The organism is Flagellatimonas centrodinii (assembly GCF_016918765.2).
Classification (GTDB): Bacteria; Pseudomonadota; Gammaproteobacteria; order Nevskiales; family Nevskiaceae; genus Polycyclovorans; species Polycyclovorans centrodinii.
In genome coordinates this window covers 76499-92589 of the sequence record NZ_CP092104.1, presented here as the reverse complement: position 1 = coordinate 92589, position 16091 = coordinate 76499, and the positions used below count along the sequence as shown (strand labels likewise).

At 68.0% G+C, this 16091-nt stretch carries 14 protein-coding genes; 2 read left to right on the top strand and 12 right to left on the bottom strand.

Annotation, left to right across the window (positions count from 1 at the left end):
• The 8 genes from mlaD to JN531_RS00380 all read right to left on the bottom strand — a co-directional run bounded on the left by mlaD (position 1) and on the right by JN531_RS00380 (position 7226).
• Positions 1–468, bottom strand: a complete 468-nt coding sequence (gene mlaD / locus JN531_RS00415; protein ID WP_228346885.1) for an outer membrane lipid asymmetry maintenance protein MlaD — start codon at positions 466–468, stop codon at positions 1–3.
• A gap of 21 nt (positions 469–489) precedes the next feature.
• Positions 490–1245, bottom strand: a complete 756-nt coding sequence (mlaE, locus tag JN531_RS00410) for a lipid asymmetry maintenance ABC transporter permease subunit MlaE (protein ID WP_228346884.1) — start codon at positions 1243–1245, stop codon at positions 490–492.
• Complete coding sequence (locus JN531_RS00405; protein WP_228346883.1) at positions 1242–2063, bottom strand: ABC transporter ATP-binding protein; 822 nt, start codon at positions 2061–2063, stop codon at positions 1242–1244. The genes mlaE and JN531_RS00405 overlap by 4 nt, the downstream gene beginning before the upstream one ends.
• Positions 2064–2097: 34 nt before the next feature.
• Positions 2098–2760 carry a lipoyl(octanoyl) transferase LipB gene (gene lipB, locus JN531_RS00400; protein ID WP_239795326.1) on the bottom strand — a complete coding sequence of 221 codons (663 nt, stop codon included), beginning with the start codon at positions 2758–2760 and terminating at the stop codon, positions 2098–2100.
• Between the two features lie 10 nt (positions 2761–2770).
• Complete coding sequence (locus JN531_RS00395) at positions 2771–3904, bottom strand: D-alanyl-D-alanine carboxypeptidase family protein (protein WP_228346881.1); 1134 nt, start codon at positions 3902–3904, stop codon at positions 2771–2773.
• 67 nt (positions 3905–3971) lie between these two features.
• Entirely contained in the window at positions 3972–5063 is a 1092-nt protein-coding gene (gene zapE, locus JN531_RS00390) for a cell division protein ZapE (protein WP_228346880.1), read from the bottom strand.
• Positions 5060–6376: a D-arabinono-1,4-lactone oxidase gene (locus JN531_RS00385; RefSeq protein WP_228346879.1), complete on the bottom strand. Its 1317-nt coding sequence runs from the start codon at positions 6374–6376 to the stop codon at positions 5060–5062. The genes zapE and JN531_RS00385 overlap by 4 nt, the downstream gene beginning before the upstream one ends.
• A 127-nt stretch (positions 6377–6503) precedes the next feature.
• Positions 6504–7226, bottom strand: coding sequence for a lysophospholipid acyltransferase family protein (locus JN531_RS00380; RefSeq protein ID WP_228346878.1), 723 nt, complete (start codon positions 7224–7226; stop codon positions 6504–6506).
• Between the two features lie 47 nt (positions 7227–7273).
• On the opposite strand from JN531_RS00380, the gene xerD reads away from it, so the two are divergent.
• Together xerD and JN531_RS00370 are read left to right on the top strand one after the other, a co-directional pair.
• Complete coding sequence (gene xerD / locus JN531_RS00375) at positions 7274–8197, top strand: site-specific tyrosine recombinase XerD (RefSeq protein WP_228346877.1); 924 nt, start codon at positions 7274–7276, stop codon at positions 8195–8197.
• Between the two features lie 61 nt (positions 8198–8258).
• Positions 8259–9080, top strand: coding sequence for a DsbC family protein (locus tag JN531_RS00370; RefSeq protein ID WP_228346876.1), 822 nt, complete (start codon positions 8259–8261; stop codon positions 9078–9080).
• Positions 9081–9087: 7 nt separating this feature from the next.
• Here the strand turns inward: JN531_RS00370 and JN531_RS00365 are convergent, their stop codons facing one another.
• The 4 genes from JN531_RS00365 to JN531_RS00350 all read right to left on the bottom strand — a co-directional run bounded on the left by JN531_RS00365 (position 9088) and on the right by JN531_RS00350 (position 15968).
• The gene (locus tag JN531_RS00365) at positions 9088–12420 is read right to left on the bottom strand and encodes a UvrD-helicase domain-containing protein (RefSeq protein ID WP_228346875.1); all 3333 of its coding nucleotides are present in this window, start codon (positions 12418–12420) and stop codon (positions 9088–9090) included.
• On the bottom strand, positions 12417–14972 hold the full coding sequence (locus JN531_RS00360) for a PD-(D/E)XK nuclease family protein (protein WP_228346874.1): 2556 nt from the start codon (positions 14970–14972) through the stop codon (positions 12417–12419). Before JN531_RS00360 ends, JN531_RS00365 begins: the two co-directional genes overlap by 4 nt.
• A 51-nt stretch (positions 14973–15023) precedes the next feature.
• On the bottom strand, positions 15024–15347 hold the full coding sequence (fdxA, locus tag JN531_RS00355) for a ferredoxin FdxA (RefSeq protein ID WP_228346873.1): 324 nt from the start codon (positions 15345–15347) through the stop codon (positions 15024–15026).
• A 93-nt stretch (positions 15348–15440) separates the two neighbouring features.
• Positions 15441–15968, bottom strand: a complete 528-nt coding sequence (locus JN531_RS00350) for an NUDIX hydrolase (RefSeq protein WP_228346872.1) — start codon at positions 15966–15968, stop codon at positions 15441–15443.
• Between the last annotated feature and the right edge of the window lie 123 nt (positions 15969–16091).

Sequence of the window (16091 nt, the reverse complement as noted above, 5' to 3'; positions counted from 1 at the left end):
TTACTCCTGTTTCGACGCCATGTTCGAGAGGAACTGTCCGATCAGGTTCTCCAGCACCAGCGCGCTCTGCGTCAGCATGATCTCGCTGCCGTCCTTGAGCGGGTCGAGCATGCCGCCGGGCGTGAGACCGATGTACTGTTCGCCCAGCAGACCCGCGGTGAGGATGGAGGCTGAACTGTCCTCTGGAATGGCATCGTATTGACCGTCCAGTGCCAGGGTGACCCGGGCCTGAAATGTGTCGGGATCAATCACGATGTCCTGTACCCGGCCAACGCGAACGCCAGCCATGGTGACCGCTGAGCCGGGCTTGAGACCGCCGATGTTCTGGAACTGCGCGGTGACGCGGTAGACGCCTTCGCCGGTGCCCACCGAATCGAGACTGGCGACCCGGAAGGTGAGGACGAAAACAGCCGCGACGCCGATGCAGACGAAGAAGCCAACGAGGATCTCCAGGGCACGTGATTGCATGATGAGTGTCCTTGTCCGCACTTAACGGAACATGAATGCCGTAAGAATGAAGTCGAGCGCCAGCACCGCCAGTGACGACACCACCACGGTGCCGGTCGTGGCGCGCGAGACGCCTTCGGAAGTGGGCGCCGCGTGATAGCCCTGATAGACCGCGATCCAGGCGATCGCGATGCCGAAAATGGTGCTCTTGATGAGACTGTCGATGACATCCTGCGCTTCAACCGCCGCGCGGATCTGACCCCAATAGGCGCCATCGTCCACGCCCAGCAGTTCCACCCCGATGGCATGGCCACCGGCGATACCGATCGCCATCACCGAGAAGATGCAGGCCAGCAACGGCATCGCCAGTACCGACGCCAGGAAGCGGGGGGCAATGACCCGCTTCATCGGGTCGGTCGCCATCATCTCCATCGCCGACAACTGGTCGGTGGCCTTCATCAACCCGATTTCGGCCGCCATGGCCGAGCCGGCGCGGCCGGCGAACAGCAGGGCCGTCACCACCGGCCCCAGTTCGCGCACGATCACCAGCGCGACAAACACCCCGAGTGATTCTTCGGCGCCGAAGCGAATCAGCGTGCGGTAGCCCTGCAGCGCCAGCACCATGCCGACGAAGCTGCCGGAGATGACGATGATGATCAGCGACAACACCCCCACCGAATAGAGCTGCTGGATCACCAGCCGTGGTCGCAGCAGGGTGGCGGGCAGGGCGACGAGGATCTGCAGCAAAAAGAACTGTGCGCGGCCAAGCCCGGCCAACAGGTTGCCGATCAGGCTCATTCAGGGGCTCCCATCAACTGCTCGGCCAGCGAGGCGGCCGGATAGTGGAAGGCGACCGGACCATCGGCTTCGCCCCGCAGGAACTGCTGTGCCAGCGCATTTTCCGAGGCGCGCAGTTCCTCCGGCGTGCCGCGGGCAATGATCTCGCCGCCCGCAACCACATACACGTAGTCGGCAATTGACAGCACCTCGTTGACATCGTGAGACACCACGATGCTGGTCAGTCCGAGGGCATCATTGAGGCTGCGAATCAGCCGCATCAGGACGCCCATGCTGATGGGGTCCTGGCCGGTGAACGGCTCGTCGTACATCACCAGGTCGGGGTCCATCACCACCGCTCGCGCCAGCGCGACCCGGCGAGCCATGCCGCCCGACAGCTGTTCCGGCATCAGGTCTGCAGCCCCGCGCAGCCCCACTGCCTGCAATTTCAGCAGCACCAGGTCGCGAATCAGCGCCGGCGGCAGGCGGGTGTGCTCGCGCACCGGGAATGCCACGTTCTCGAAGACGCTGAGGTCGGTCAGCAGGGCACCGTGCTGAAACAGCATGCCCATGCGCTTGCGCAACTGGTAGAGCGCGCGGCGGCCCAGCGCGTGAACATTGGTGCCGTCGAACTCGACGGCACCCTCGGTCGGCCGCCACTGGCCGCCGATCAGCCGCAGCAGGGTGGTCTTGCCGGTGCCCGAGGGCCCCATGATCGCCGTGACCTTGCCGCGAGGAACGTCGAGATCGATGCCCTTGTAGATGCTGCGGCTACCGAGCCGGAAATGCAGGCCGCGCACGCGGACCAGCACATCTTTGGGCGTGGGAGCGACGCTCATGCGGGGCACTCCGGCTGGGGTGGGGCGAGCAGTTTCATGCCGCTATTGTAGGCAGACTGCGGGCTCGCGCATTGTCGGCCGCAGGCGCGTAGCCGAACTGGCGGTACAGATGGGTCATCAGCAATTCCGCCGCTGCGGCCACGGCCATGCCCGGCACGCGGTCCTTCAGCTGGATCATCCGCAGGCCCTGATGGCCACAGGGATTGATACGGCCGAACGGCGACAGGTCCATGTCGACGTTCAGCGACAGGCCGTGATAGCTGCAGCCCCGACGCACCCGCAGCCCCAGCGAGCCGATCTTGTCGCGACCCACGTAGACCCCGGGCGCGGCGGGGTCGGCGCGAGCCGTCAGGCCGAGATCGGCCAGGAGATCGATCATGGCTTGCTCGATGCCGGTGACCAGTCGCCGCACGCCGATACCCATGCGGGCGAGATCGATCAGGACGTAAATCACCAACTGGCCGGGCCCGTGGTAGGTCACCTGGCCACCGCGGTCGCTTGCCACCACCGGAATCTCACCCGGCATCAACAGGTGTTCCGGCCGACCGGCCTGACCCTGGGTGAACACGGGCGGATGTTCGAGGATCCAGAATTCGTCTGCCGTGGTGGCGCCACGCTGTTGGGTGAAGGCGCGCATCGCCGCCAGACTGTCGACATAGTCGACCTGGCCCAGCCAGCGCTGCAGTGGCGCCGGCACCGGAGGCAGGTCAGTCGGCAAGCCAGAGGCGCACAGTATCGGCCGCGCGCTGCCACAGAGAGCCCTCGGCAATGGTTTCGAGCGCCACCATCGGCTGGCTGCGCAGGGTCTCGCCGTCCAGTGTCACGGTGACCGTACCGACCCGCTGTCCGACCTGTACCGGGGCTTCCAGCGGGCCCTCGACGGTATGGCTGACCTGCAGGCGACTGCCGGCATCACGTGGCAGCGACAGCGCAATCGGCGCTGTAACGCCGACCTTCAGCTGCTCGCTGGCGCCCTTGTAGATGCGCAGGGTATCCACCGGCTGGTCGGCCCCGAAGAGCTGAGCAGTCTCGAAGAAGCGATAGCCGTACTCCAGCAGTGCGCGGGATGCGCGGGTGCGCGCACGCGGGCTCTCGGTGCCCATCACCACGGTGATCAGACGGCGGTCGTCGCGAATGGCGCTGGCGGCCAGACAGTAGCCAGCCGCGTTGGTGTGGCCGGTCTTGATGCCGTCGACCGTGCGGTCTTCGTACAGCAACAGGTTTCGGTTGCGCTGACGGATGCCGTTGTAGACGAACTCGGTGTCTTTGAACCAGGGATAGAGATCGGGGAAGTCGCGAATCAGTGCTTGCGACAGCAGCGCGATATCGTGCGCGGTGGTCAGCAAATCGGGATCGGGCAGCCCGCTGGCGTTGGTGAAATGGGTGTCCTTCATGCCGAGGCGCTTGGCATGCTTGTTCATCAATTGCGCGAAGACGCTCTCATCACCGGCAATGTGTTCCGCCAGCGCGATGCTGGCATCGTTACCGGACTGGATGATGATGCCGTGCAACAGGTCCTCCAGCCGCACCCGCTTGCCGACCTCGACGAACGAGCGTGAGCCCTCGCTGCGCCAGGCACGCTCGCTGATCAGCACTTCGTCGTCCAGCGCGATATGGCCGGCCTTCAGTTCGTCGAACGCCACGTAGACCGTCATCACCTTGGTGATGCTGGCCGGCTCGACCGCAGTTCGGCCATTGCGGGTGGCCAGAACCTGACCGCTGTGGAAATCCATCAGCACATAACTGCTGGCCTCGATGTCGGGCGGTTCCGGCACCGAAGCGGCGGCTGCAAGGGCGGGCACGGTGGCCACGATCAGCAGGGCAAGCAGGCGAAGCATCATGTACAGCGGACCTCGTTGCGGGGGCGCGCCGGGGCGCGCTCGTTCAGGAAAGCGCACAGTGTAGCGCTCACGGAATGTGGGGGCGGGCCAGGTATTCGGCTGACTGCATCTCCAGCAGCCTGGAGCGGGTTCGCTCGAACTCAAAGCGGAGCTTTTCTCCACCGTAGAGGGCGACCAGGGGGACATCTGCCGCCATTACCAGTTTCACACTGCGGTCGTAGAACTCGTCCACCAGGTGAACGAAGCGTCTCGCTGGATCCTCGCCATCCAGCCCCAGTTGCGGCACCCGCGACAGCAGGATGGTGTGGTGGGTTCGCGCCAGCTCGATGTAGTCGGCAACCCCCCGCGGACCCTCGCACAATTGGGAAAAATCGAACCAGCCCACGCCCTCGGCGAGGCGACGGGCGCGGATCGGACGATCATGCAGGGTGAGCGTTGCATCGGTCTTGCCGGGGTCCGGTGCCAGCTGGCTGAACCAATGGGCCAGATTGGCTTCGGCGGCGGCATCGCAGGGGGCGTGGTAGATCTCGGTCTGGGTCAGGGTGCGCAGCCGATAATCGACGCCGCCATCGACATTGAGCACCCGCACATGTCGCTTCAGGGTGTCGATGGCCGGCAGAAAGTGTTGGCGTTGCAGGCCGTCACGATAGAGCTGGTCCGGCGGCAGGTTGCTGGTCGCGATCAGGCAGATACCCTCCGCAAACAGCGCCTCGAACAGTCGGCCCAGAATCATTGCATCGGCGATGTCGGAGACGAAGAACTCGTCGAAACAGAGTACCCGCACCTCCGTCGCAATTTCGCGTGCGACCTGCAGCAGCGGATCAGGGGTGTCGGGGTAGCGACGACGGCGGGCCTGCACGTCCAGCATGAACCTGTGGAAATGGGTCCGTCGCTTGCCGCGGAAAGGCAGGGCCTCGTAGAAGGCATCCATGAGATAGGTCTTTCCGCGGCCGACGCCACCCCACAGATACAGCCCCGAAACCGCCGGCCAGGGCCGTTTCAGGCGACCGGAGAGGCTGCGACGGGGCTTGCGCTGCAGCAACTGCTCGTACACCTGTTGCAGCGCCGCCACCGCCTCGGCCTGGGCGGCATCGGCCTGGAATCCCGGTTGTTGCAGGTCGGCGGCGTAGCGGGTCGCCGGGGACGGCGGCCGACTCATCGCTCGCGAACGTCCAGCAGGCCGCTGAGGTAGCGGTTGAGCAGCACCCCGCGGGGGTCGAGCTGCTGCCGCAGGGCCAGGAAGTCGTTGAACCGCGGATACAGCTTGCGCAGTTCGCGGGCGGTCTTGTCGTGCAGCTTGCCCCAGTGGGGGCGGCCGCCGTGACGGTCGAACAGGTCGCCCATGGCGGCAAAGTAGTCGGCGTAGGGCATGCCGTGTGCCATGTGGATGGCGATGTAGGCGACGTCGCGTCCGTGGGCTGGGGACAGCCACAGGGGGTCGGCAGGCGCGAAGCGGATGGTCACCGGCAGGTGGACGCGGAACTGCAACGCCTCGATCAACCGCTGCATCTGCCGCAGCACCAACCCGAGGTTGGCAACCGGTACTGCGTACTCCGATTCGACGTAGCGCACCCATCGCGGAGCGGCGAAGGCATTGTGGGCCTCGGCCACCCAGTGATGGTCACGCAGACCGCGGGTGGCCAGCCGACTGCTGCGTTCGGCCATGGCCGGCACACTGCGGGTCATGCGCGACAGGCCCCAGCCCATCACGTTGTCGGTCAGGACGTCCTGGACGAAGCGTTGCGTTGGAACCCGGGTGGCCGGCGCAGTCGTTTCATTGCGGGTGATCAGCTGGACGTGGCGGGTGAACGGGTACCAGTACAGGCTGAGGTGGCGATGCTCGCGGCGCAGGTCGTCGAGTTGGGCCAGCACCGTGTCCAGCACCGTTCGCTGTCGGCGCACCTCCAGGCGATAGCTGTCGCGACAGGCCAGTTCGACATGGGTGATCACCCCGAGGGCGCCCAGCGACAACCGCACGGCATCGAACACTTCGCCGTCATCGGCGGTGAAGGTGCGGACCGAGCCGTCCGCCAGCACCATGCGCAGGCCGGTGACCAACGTCGACAGGCTGCCGACGGTGCGTCCGGTGCCATGGGTGCCGGTCGAAATGGCGCCCGCCAGCGTCTGCTGCTTGCTGTCGCTGAACAGGTCGAGCGCCAGCCCGCGATCGGCGAGCATCTCGCCGAGCCGATGGAGCCGCGTACCGGCCCGCACCCACACCCGGCGCTGCGCCATGTCGACGCCGTCGATGCCGGTGAAACGGTCCAGCGACATCTGGTTCTCGTCGCTGTGACACAGCGGCGTGAATGAATGCCCGCGGCCGATGACCCGCAGTCGTTCGCCCTCTTCGGCGCAGCGCAGGACCTCGGCCTGGACCTCTTCGAGGGTCACCGGGTAGGCGCGGTGGGCCGGCTCGCAGGCGACCGTACGTGCCCAGTTCTCCCAGGGTTGCGGGGCGAGGCTACGGCGCATCGGGGCTACACGGGGCACAGGCGGCGCCGGGACGGCGCAGGGAGCGGGGATTCGGGGCAGTCACAGGCGCCTGAAGAGTTGAACGAATGATAAGGATACCCCTCCCACGCCCCGCTTGTGCGGTGCATCAATCGGCGCCGGGTGGCCCCTTGTCGGGTTCCCCGCAGTGCCGGGCGATGTCGGCCCGGACCTGGTCGCGCAGGGCTGTGACCGCATTTCGATCACTGCCGGCTGCCATCCGCGGCGGCAGAATCTCGATCTCCACCACCGACCAGCGCAGGCTGCGGCGCCCCTCGCCGAGCAGGCGGCGGGTTCCCCGGATCACCACCGGCAGTACCGGCACGTCGGCGCGGGCTGCCAGCAGGAAGGCACCGGTCTTGAAGGGCAACAGGCCCGGCGTATCGGCGAAGGTCCCTTCGGCAAAGATCGCCAGGGCCTCGCCCTGTGCCAGTCGTTTCAGGAGCGCTCGGGTCTGTCGGGCACCTTCGCGCACGGCGGTCCGATTGATGAAGGCGACGCCCATGCGCCGCAGCACCGCGCCGACGAAAGGCCAGGATGCAGCCCCGTCCTGCACCATGAACGTGAAGTGACCGGGCAGGGCCGCTGTCAGCACCAGGCCGTCCAGATAGCTGGTGTGATTGGCCACCGCCACGCAGGGACCCTCGGGTAGATGCTGCCGCCCGCGGACCCGGATCGGCACCCCGATCACCCCTAGGCTGAGACGCACCGACAGCCGGCCCATGGCGCGCCGCCACCGCAGTGTCGGCAGCAGCAGGATCAGCGGACAGCAGATCAGGAACAGCACCCCGGCAAACAGCGGGGCGGAGACAATGGCGTAGACGAGATGCAAGGGCTGCGGGCCTCCAGGCCTGCATACGAAGCGCCGTATCATAGGTCATGGCCCGTGCCCGTTCCGTCCCTGCGCCCCTCGAACCGGATGACATCGCGGCGCTCGACCGCTTTGTCGACCACTTGTGGCTGGAAAGGGGGGCGTCCCCCAACACCCGCGCCAGCTACCGCTCCGATCTGGCGCTGTTGGCGCGCTGGCTGCAGTCGCGACAGGTCCGACTGGAGGCTGCCAGCGAAGCCGATCTCCGAGCCTGGCTCGCGGCGGTCGGCGCCGGCACCGGCAGTCGCACCCAGGCGCGTCGGCTGTCGGCGCTGCGACAGTTCTATCGGCAGCAGTTGGCCGAGGGTCAGCGCAGCGACGACCCTACCGCCCGTATCGAGGCGCCGCGGCTTGGGCGCCGTCTGCCGCGCACGCTGGAGGAGGACGAGGTGGCCCGGCTGCTGGATGCGCCGGATGTCGACGATCCACTCGGTCTGCGCGACCGCGCGATGCTGGAGCTGATGTACGCCTGTGGCTTGCGGGTCAGCGAGCTGGTGGGTCTGCCGATGCCGCGGGTCAACCTGGCACGCGGCCTGCTGCAGGTGCAGGGCAAGGGCGGCAAGGAGCGGCTGGTGCCGATGGGCGAATGGGCGGCAGACTGGTTGGCGCGTTACCTGCGGCAGTCGCGGCCGCTGCTGATGCGCGGCGCACCGCATGACGCGGTCTTCCTGTCGCAGCGCGGCGACGCCATGAGTCGCCAGAACTTCTGGCAACGCCTGGGCCTGCACGCCCGCCAGGCCGGTATTCGCAGCGCGCTGTCGCCGCACACCCTGCGCCATGCCTTCGCCACCCACCTGCTCAATCACGGTGCCGATCTGCGCAGTGTCCAACGTCTGCTCGGACATGCCGACCTGTCGACCACCCAGATCTATACCCATGTGGCTCAAGCGCGGCTGGCACGACTGCATGCGGCGCATCATCCGCGGGCCTGAGTCGGCGAACTCCCGGCCCCGCCGGTGTCATACTTCCGTCTGATTGTCAGTGAGAGTGTTCATGTTCCCCATTTCCCGTTCGGGCGCTGTTGCCTTGTTCAGCGCGCTGTTGCTCGCCAGCTGCGCCGACCCGCTGCCGGATACCGCGACCGCCGTCAGCCCGCCGCCGACGCTGCCGCCGGCCCTGCCCGCGGGAGCCCACCCCGATATTCGTGCGCGGCTCGAGAAGCTGGTCGGTGTACCCCCCGACGCCCTGCGCGAGGCCGACGCCCCGGGCATGCTGGAAGCCCGCTGGGGGACCGAATTCGCCTATGTCACGGCCGACGGTCAGCATGTCGTCTATGGTGACCTGCTGGATCTGCAGACCGGCGAGGCCCTGACCGAACGCAGCCGCAAGGCCATGCGACTGGCGCTGCTCGACGAGTTGGGCGACGACAACATGATCCGTTTCGTGCCCGACGGTGCGCAGAACGTCATCACCGTCTTCACCGACCTGGACTGCGGCTACTGCCGCAAGATGCATCGCGAGATCGACGACTACAACCAGGCCGGGATTGGTGTGCGCTACGTCTTCTATCCGCGCTCGGGTCCCGGTACCGACTCGTTCCGCAAGGCCGAAACCGTGTGGTGCGCCGATGACCGCAAGGCGGCTTTCACCTCTGCGAAGGCGGGCAAACCGGTGGCGGGTCCCAGCGACTGCGACAACCCGGTGTTGCAGGAATACCAGCTCGGCAAGGAAATCGGCCTGCGCGGCACGCCGTTGATTGTGCTGCCGGACGGTGAAGTGGTGAATGGCTATGTGCCGGCACCGACGCTGGCCGCGCAGTTCGCAGTGAAAGCACTGCAGGCGCAGCAGGCGACGGCCGCGGTCGAGGGCGGTTGAGGGCCGTTCAGTCCGGCGGCGTCAGCCCGGTGCCGTCGGCGGCGATCAGCCGGTCCGGCTCGACAAAATAGAAGGCGCCGATAACCGGCTTGCCGGGCCGGTGTGCCGCCAGCAGGCGGCGATAGCTGTCGAGTTGCGCTGCATATCGGGCGCTGGCCTCTGCACAGTAGGTGTCGTGGTCTTCGGCTGCGAGGGGTAAGGCGGTGGTCTTGTAATCGATCACCCACAACGCGTCGTCGGTTTCGAAGCAGCGATCGATCACCGCGCTGATCCAGCGATCCTCATGCACCCCGGCGAGCGGATACTCCGATCCGGCCCAGGCCCGGGGTGCCAGCAGGGCACGGCCGATCGGGCTGGCCAGCGCTCGCGCCACCAGCGTCATCACCCGTGACACCGCGTCCGGCACCCGTGTCGGCGACACGCCCATGCGGAACAGCGCCGCCTGCAACGACTGCCGTCGCTGTGCGTCTGCTGCCTGCCAGGCGGCGATGCCGGTCTCGGCAATCCGCTCCATTGCCTGATGGAACAGGATGCCGACCGATTGTGCGTAGAGATCCTCGTCCACGCGCTCGGCGCGTCGCCCCTCCAGCACCTGTTCGGAGGGGCGCAGTTGGCGCCGCTCGCGCGGGCGAAAACGTGGGGTGTCGTCCGCTGATGGCTGCCAGTCCGCGGGTAGCCGTGCCGCCCGGGGCGCCCGCTGCAGGTCGACCTCGACCGCCATCGTGGCTGACGGCACGCCCTGAAGAATAAAGCGCTGCTGCAGCAAGCCGCCGAAGCTGGCGGCCGGCAGCCTCAGGGCGTCGGGATCGTCCGGGTCCGGTTCGCCGTGGGCAAACAGGTGCAGGCCCTGCCGGGCGCGGGTGAGCGCGACGTACAGCAGGCGCAGAGCCTCGGCGTCGCGTGCGCCACTCTGGCGCTGCTGGGCATAGTTGAACCAGCGATGCCAGGGGTCATCGGCCGCCACCGCATCGGGGGGTTTTGGCAGCAGCAGCGGGCCGGCCTCGGTGTCCAGCGTGTGCAGCAGCGGCTTGCCATCGCGCCGGGCGCCCTGACCACAGCCCACCAGCAGCACCTCATCGAACTCCAGCCCTTTGGCGCGGTGGATGGTCATCAGTTGCAGTCGCCCGGGTGCCGGTTGTGCATAGAGCGTGTCGATGGCGCGGCTGAACGCCGCTTCGTCGCGCAGGCTGCCGCCACGGCTGTGGGCGTGAATCAGGCTGAAGCAGCGGCGTACATCGGCCTGTTCGCGGCTGGCCACGCAGTCGGGTCCCCCGAGTTGGGTCCAGACCGCCCGCACCCGCGCCGCCAGGTCTTCCTGCAGGCCGGCATCGTCGCGGGTGGCGTCAAGGACTGACATCAGACGGTTCAGGCGCTGCCGGCCGTCATCACTGAGATCGTCCGGCGGCGTCGCAAGACGCTGTGGCCAGGGCAGGCTGCGACGGCCGACCGACAGCCGCAGCAGGTCGGCCCAGGTGAGACCGACCCAGGGCGCCCGCAACCAGATCAGCCAGGACAGACTGTCGGCTGGATGCCACAGCGCCCGCGTGCAGGCCAGCACGTCGCGGACACCCGGCAGCGCGGCCAGCGCGTCGACCTCGACGCAGGCATAGTCCAGTTGGGCGCTGCGCAACCGATCGAGTATCGGCGCGAGATGGTTACGGCTGCGGGCCAGCACGGCGACCGATGCGCCCGTTGACAAGGCCGCCCGGGCCCGCGCCACCGTGGCATCGGCGGCGGCGGCTGGATCGTGAAATCCATTGAGGCTGACGATGCCGCCGGCCGCCGGTCGCTGCGCCTGGCTGGGGTTGAACGGCACCTCGCCGTTGACGGTGTCGGGCTGCGTCGGGAAGCAGGGGCCGAGCTGCTGGTTGACCCATTGCACCACTGCCGGATCGGATCGGAAGTTGGCATCCAGTCGCAGGCAGTGCAGGGCCAGTGCGCCCAGACGGCCGGTTTCCAGAAGTTGCAGGAACAGCCGCACGTCGGCCTTGCGGAAGGCATAGATGGACTGTTGCGGGTCGCCAACCAGGAACAGCGAGCGACCGTCGCCCGGTTGCCAGTCCTGGGTCAGCTGCGCCAGCAGGCCGATCTGCGCCTCGGAGGTGTCCTGCATTTCGTCGACCAACAGGTGGCGCAGCTGCGCGTCGCGTCGCAGCAGGGCCTCACCGTAACCGCCCTCCGGCCGCAGGGCGGCACGTGCGGCCAGCGCCACTTCAGTGAAATCGGTTTCGCCGCGCTGGCTCATGGCCAGCCGCAGTTCCGCCAGCAGGTGTTTCAGCAGCACCCGCAGATGCTCGCGCAGGGCGGTCAGGGCCGGCGGCAAGGTTGCGGGTGGCAAGACCCGCACCTGCCGCGCCGTCATCGCCAGCGCCGGATGGTCGGCATGGCGGTCGAGCAGCGCCTTGAGTGCGACGGTGGCCGGCTGCTTCGCCACGAAGCCGAGTCTGACGTTGATGCCGCCGGCCTTGCGGAGGCTGCCATCGGCGGTGATCAGCAGCTGCGCCAGACCGTCAAACTGGCGGGCCGATGCCGGCCCCGGTGCCGGCCAGCCATCGAGCGCCCGCGCCCAGGCCAGTGGGCCCGCATCGTCAGCGGTTTCGGCGGCGGCGCGGGCCAGGGCCGCCAGCGCCTCGGCATCGGGCCCGAGCGCCTGCCGCAGGGCGGATTGGGCGGCGACGTGCTGTGCCACCAGCAGGCTGTCGCCGGCATCGGGATGGTCATCGTCGAACAGTGGGTCGATCCATTGCTCGCGTCGCTCCAGCAGCGCCGACAAGGCCGGCGTCAATCGGTCGAGCCGGTTGCCGGTAGCGCGCAGCCAGGCAGCGGCAGCCTGTTGCAGTGTCGGATCGGCGCCCTCTGCCAGGGCCCGTTCGAACAAACCCTGCACCGCGGCGTCGGCGAGCCCGCGCGCGTCCTCGCTCATGCGGGCACGGCCACCGATGCCCGAAAACAGCGGCAGCTCGGCGGCAATGGCGGCATTGAAGCCATCGATGGTCTGGGCGCGGATGCGTTCGGGTTGCTCGCGCAGTGACCAGCCGCGGGCCCGCGCGTGGTCCAGCGCCGCCCGGGCCAGGGCCCAGGTCTGCTGTTTGAAAGGATCGGCGGGCGCCGGCTCAGCCGCCGATGCCAGGGCCTCCAGCACCCGTGCGCGGATCTCGGCTGCGGCCTTGTTGGTGAAGGTGATGGCGACGACCTGTTCGGGCTCGCTGACGGTGGCCAGTGTCGCCAGCATCCGCTGCACCAGCAGGCCGGTCTTGCCCGAGCCGGCGGGCGCCACCGCGAGGATGTGGTGTCCCAGATCCAGCGCGTCGCGGCGGGCGGCTGCATCACTCAGGGTCATGCCGGCGCCTCGGTGTCGTCGTCGTCATCAAGCGGGCGATCGAGCAGGGCGGCATACGGCGCCAGGCCCCGTGTCAGCACCTTCGGGTCGGCGCCCGCATGGCCCGCGAGAAAGCCGCGCGCGGCGTTCTCCAGAGTGTGTTGCCAACCGGCCAAAGTGGCTGGCCAGTCGCTGTCGGGCTTGGGGTCGCTGCCGTCAATCAGGCGGGTGGTCCAGCAGGTCTGGGTGGACAGCGCCGGGTGGCCCTCCTTGAGATGGGCGAAGCCGATGCCCCCCAGCGGCTGCAGGGTCGGATCACGCTGCGCCAGCACCGCGTACAGCGGCAGCTGAGGGGCGTCCATGCGGTCGGCCTGCCAGCCGCGGGGATTGGCCTCCCGGCCGGTCTTGTAGTCCAGTAGCACAACCTGATCGCCGCCCGGCGTTTGCACGCGGTCGGCACGGTCCAGCCGCAGGCGCACCGGCAGTGCGTCGATCTGGCCTTCCAGCAACTGCTCGCGGGCGATGACGGTGAAGGGCGCATCGCGGCGCTGCTCGTGTCGAAGCCAGTCGCGCACCAGGTCGATGGCGCGCTGGCGCTCCAGCGCCACCAGCACGGCGCCAAAACGCGCCGTCGGCAGCAGGCGGGGCAGCTGGGCATCGACCGCGGTGGTGGCGGCTTCCGTGCAGGCGTCGGCATCGAGGCCGAGCAGCCGCGCACGGGTCTGCAGTCGACCCCAGACATCGGCCAGCGCCGCATGGATCAAGGTGCCCTGCAACCAGACAGGAAGTCCCCCGGGTGGCGCCGTCATCGCGTGTGCCCCCAGACGATCGACACAGAGTGCCAGCAGAGGGGCGGCCAGCATCCGTTGGAACAGTCCGGCATCGGCGACGATTCCCTCGGCAGCACTGACTGCCGGCACCGGATCGATATCCGGGCAATCGAGCGGCGCGGGGGCAGGCGTCAGGCCTGGCGTCGGAGGCGCCTGCCAGTCGAGATCCAGCCAGGGGCAGGGCAGGGTCGGCGCCCCCCGGGCATCGACCTCGGGCCGCGTCACCCAGCATTCCGCCGCGCCCTGTCGCAAGCCTTCCAACAGACCTCGTTGGTGGTTCAGCCAGTGCTGGGGATGGGCTTCGGCAACACCGGTGGCGCGTTGCGCTTCCACCGCCAGAAACGGATTGAACGACGCTCGACCGGGCAGGGTCTCGCTGGTGGCATCGGCGATGACCAGGAGGTCGCAGGGAATCCCGATAAGATCTTGCGGGCGGCCGACCAACAGTGGCTGTGGGTGCTCCACGCGTGGCTGGAACGGCTGCGATAGCCACTCGCCCAGCCAGTGCGCCGCGGTGGCGGCCGAGACCCTGCCGAGCAGGCGGTCGAGGCTCCCCAGACGGCTGCTCGCCAGGGTGGTGGCACGGCGAATCTGGAACGCGGTGGAATCCAGCGCCATCGGCGTCCCGTCCAATAGTGCATCGGCGCGCTCGACGAAGTGCAGATGCCATTGTCCCGGCAGTGCCCGTGCTGGCTCGCGCCCCAGTTGCGTCGCCAGCCGCTGCAGCGGTGCCGACAATGCCGGCGCCACTCGTGCCGCCAGCGTTGCCAGGTCGGCGAGGTCGATACGGGGCCAGCCACGGTCCCGCAATGTGGCCTCCAGCACTGCTGCCGCCACCCGGCGCTCACCGGCCCACACCGCCGGGTTGAGCAACAGGCCTTGCAACTGCGCGAAATCCAGCGGGCCGCGGTGCAGCTGCGCCATCTGTTGCCAGCCGCGGGCCCAGGCACGGTCGCCCAGGGCAGTCGGCGTGGCCCAGCGCCACGGCAGCAAGCCGCTCTCGCCGGGACGGTGCCGCCAGGGGGCCAGTGCATCGCCCAGCGCGTCATCGAGGGCGACGCGGGCGCTGTCGATGTCCGGCACCGCCAGCAGGATGCGCAGCGGGCGATCCTCGGCGGCCGCCAGTCGCGGCCGCAACTGTTCGGCCAGGCCCTGATATTGGCGGTCGGCATCGGGGTAGCACCAGGCCGCGGTCGGTGGCGGCGGCGCCGGAATCGCCGCGCATTCGAGGTTGAGTCGTCGCAGCAGATCCGCTTCATTCGGTGGGCGTGCCGGCCAGGCGCCGTGCAGCCGCACCGGATGTGCGATTGCGGCGACATCGATGCGGTCCGGCAGGTCCGCCACGGTTACCGCCTGCAGCGTCTGCAATTGCTGCGAGACTTCGGCAGCCCAGCGGCGGAAGGCCTGGTGTTCCTCGGTGTAGGCCGGACTGCGCTGCGGGTCGATACGGTGGCGTCGCGCCAGCTGATCGGCCGCCAATGCCAGCTGCGCGCACTGTTGCGGCGACAGCAACGGCCGACCATCGGCCTCGATTACGGCGCGCCACAGGGCCAGCAGCGGGATCCGGGTCATCAATTGCTGCGCAGGCCAGTGCCGCAGCCATTGCTGTTCGACCCACTGCGACAGGCTGTCGACCTGTGCTGGCTGCCAGACGGTTTCGCCCTGTTCGCGGTGCGCCAGCGCATCGTCCGCGCGGGCTTCGCGGGCGGCGAGGTCGGTGGGGGTCAGCAGCTGACGGGACACGGCATCTCAAATGAACAGCCCCTCACGGAGAGGGGCTGTTGGTCAGTCGGGTTACTGTTCGAGCAAGGCGAGTTTGTCGGGCTTGCCATCCCAGTCGGCAGCATCGGCCAGGGGGTCTTTCTTCTCCGTGATGACCGGCCATTTCTTCGACAGGGCGGCATTGAGGTCGGTGAAGTGGGCCTGGTCCTCCGGAACATCGTCCTCGGCGAAGATGGCCTCGGCAGGACATTCCGGCTCGCAGAGGGTGCAGTCGATGCACTCCTCCGGGTCGATGACGAGAAAGTTCGGGCCTTCATGGAAGCAGTCCACGGGGCAGACTTCCACGCAGTCCGTGTATTTGCACTTGATGCAGTTGTCGGTGACGACGAAGGTCATGTTGGGCAGTCCTGGGCGGCGGGCTGGGTCGGGGCTCGGTCCGTCGGACCGGCCGGAAGCGATTGTAATGGAACTGCCGTCATTTCGACGCCTTCAGATGTCCATGCTGCGAAAGCCGGGGCGGCCGGCGGCGCGATCGGCGAAGAAGTAGCGCAGACCGTGCCAAACGGTGGGGAATGCGATCTCGTCCCAGGGGATCTCGTCCTCGCGCATCAGACAGACTTCCGAACTTTCCGGTGTCGGCCCGAAGTCCGGACGCAGCAGGCGCGCCCGGTGTAGCAGATAGACCTGGTGGATGCGGGGTACGTTGAAAACGCAGAAGACCTCGCCCATCTCGACCTCCGCCATTGATTCCTCACGGGTCTCGCGTGCCGCGCCCTCACCGCTGGTCTCGCCGATTTCGAGGAATCCGGCGGGGAAGGTCCACTTGCCGCGGCGGGGTTCGATGTCGCGCCGGCACATCAGCACGCGCCCATCCTCCCACTCCGGTACGCAACCGACGATGACCTTCGGATTCACGTAGTGAATGGTGTTGCAGGCATCGCAGACCGCACGCGGCAGCGTATCGCCGTCGGGAATGCGTCGGGTCACGGGGTGTCCGCAGGCGGAGCAGAATTTCATGGGCGGGGCAGGGGCTCGCATGACGAGCCCGGTCGGTGGATCAGGGGCGGCGGATTCGGGACCGTTGGCACAGTCTACCGTTGCCGCCGCCGGAGCGAAAAAATTGGCCTGACGGCGCACGGC